Source organism: Shewanella waksmanii ATCC BAA-643 (assembly GCF_000518805.1).
Lineage (GTDB): Bacteria > Pseudomonadota > Gammaproteobacteria > Enterobacterales > Shewanellaceae > Shewanella > Shewanella waksmanii.
The window spans coordinates 1-2274 of the sequence record NZ_JAEH01000087.1; the positions used below are offsets into that span (position 1 = coordinate 1).

The following is a 2274-nucleotide window of genomic DNA, read 5'->3' on the forward strand; positions in this document are numbered from 1 at the left end:
ACCATTGTTTCAGTACTCACTTTGAATTAGCCGGCCTTGAATTAGTTTGCAAAAAGCGCGCTGAGTAGATCAAATTCTTATACTGATTGGTATTATTCATCAGTGCGAATAAAGCTGCCTCCCCTCGCTAGCAACTTCTACACAGACCAATACCGCGACAATATTATTGCGCACACAACAAAAAGCTGACTGAGCCCCCCGCTCCGCCAGCACTATGCCATGATTACTTAGTGGCAGTAGATATTGTTTAACAGCTTGATGATTTCAGAGACTTCTTGGCTCTTCAAAGAATAATAAACAGTTTGAGCTTCTTTACGCGTCTCAACCAAATTATCCTTTCTTAACCAAGCTAAATGTTGTGACAGTGCAGATTGACTTAAGCCCAATTTCTTATTCATCTCACCAACACACATCTCTCCTTCACTTAGCAAATAGCATAAGATAAACAATCGACGTTCGTTAGCCAAAGCCTTCAGCAAAACAACGGCATGGTCCGCTCGTTGCTGCATTAATTCAATATTCATTACGAGCATTTTCTCCTAAAACAAACCCCGGCCCTAATATAACGTTGCAGCACAAATATAGTCGGGACATAAAGCACACTTTTTGCTAGATTGTTTTCAAAAATGGGACATACGTAATAAAAATAAAGGAAACTCATGAAAAGTAGCCCTGTCAAAACTCTGGTCGGCCTAATATTCGTTAGCTTATTAGGGTGTCAGCAAACCCCAAAATCTACCCCTGAAGTTACCGAGCCGCTGTCAGCAAATGATACCGTAGCCATGTCACTGCAACAGCAAGCACTCAACTCGAATTTAGCCTATGAACTGGTTGAGTCATTAACGGTAGAAATTGGCCCTCGTCTAGCTGGTAGTGATAAAGATCTGATGGCCGTTGATTGGGCTATGGATAAGCTTAAAGGCTTAGGCTTTGACCATGTTTATAAAGAAGCTGTTCAGGTACCAGTGTGGGAACGTGGTCATGCCAGCGCCAGTGTTGTTAGCCCCTACCCTCAACCTTTGGTGATTACCGCCTTAGGGGGGTCGGTAGCAACCTCAAGCAGTGGTTTGCAGGCTGAAATCGTGCGTTTTGATACACTTGCAGCACTCAAAGAAGCGGACAGTGCGAGTGTTGAAGGCAAAATCGTATTCATTGATCATAAAACCGAGCGACACAAAACCGGCAAGGGCTATGGTAAAACAGTGGGTGGCCGCTCTCGTGGTGCCGTTGCTGCCGCTGAGAAAGGCGCTGTAGGCATAGTCATTCGCTCAATTGGCACCGATCATGACCGTATGGCTCACACAGGGATGATGCGCTATAAAGAGGGGGTCGCACGTATTCCTGCAGCAGCCCTATCTAGCCCAGATGCCGATCAGTTAACCCTTATGCTCAAACGCAGTGATAGCGTTACTATCAACCTTAACATGTCACCAAAAGGTCATGGTGTAGCGACTTCTTACAATGTTATTGCCGAAGTTACCGGTGCTAGCAAACCTGAGGAGATTGTACTGATTGGTGCCCACCTTGATTCTTGGGATGAAGGCACTGGCGCTATTGATGACGGTGCCGGTGTAGGTATCGTCACGGCTGCCGGTAAGTTAATTCAAGATTTACCCCAAAAACCTGCCCGCACTGTGCGTGTGGTGTTATATGCCGCCGAAGAAGTGGGATTAGTGGGTGGCAAAACTTACGCTAAAGAGCATGCTGATGAATTAGATCGCCATTACATAGCAGCAGAATCAGATTTCGGTGCGGGACGAATTTACCAAATAGATTTTCGTGTCAATGAGCAGGTCTTCACTCAGTTACAAGCTCAAACAGCTGTTATGGCCAATAATGGCGTAGTAAAGGGTAATAATCAGGCCTCTGGCGGACCAGATGTATCTATGCTGCCCAAACTAGGCGTTCCCGTGGCGTCACTGCGCCAAGATGGTACAGATTATTTTGACTATCACCATACGCCCAATGACACATTAGATAAAATTGAGCCAGCAGCACTGGCACAAAACGTCGCGGCCTATGCGCAGTTTGCTTACCTAATGGCACAATCTGAATTAGATCTTCGTCCTATACCCGCCAAAAAGTAACGATAAACCCGCTTTGTACCAATAGTTGAGCTTGCAGCTTAACCTCTAACAGCAAAAAGGCCATCAGTGATGATGGCCTTTTTTATATATAAACCTGTCCCGTCCTGAGATAAGTTGACACTTTGGAGACTTATCTATGAAACCTTCAAGCACAATCAGCATTAAACGTACACAACGTGATTACACA

General features: G+C 45.2%; 2 protein-coding genes. One reads left to right on the forward strand and one right to left on the reverse strand.

The genetic code is table 11. The features are described from left to right. Nucleotides 1–227 precede the first annotated feature (227 nt). Nucleotides 228–524: an ArsR/SmtB family transcription factor gene (locus L865_RS0119965; protein WP_028774842.1), complete on the reverse strand. Its 297-nt coding sequence runs from the start codon at nt 522–524 to the stop codon at nt 228–230. Nucleotides 525–659: 135 nt separating this feature from the next. On the opposite strand from L865_RS0119965, the gene L865_RS0119970 reads away from it, so the two are divergent. Then, nucleotides 660–2087, forward strand: coding sequence for a M28 family peptidase (locus tag L865_RS0119970; protein ID WP_028774843.1), 1428 nt, complete (start codon nt 660–662; stop codon nt 2085–2087). The last annotated feature ends 187 nt before the right edge of the window (nt 2088–2274 follow it).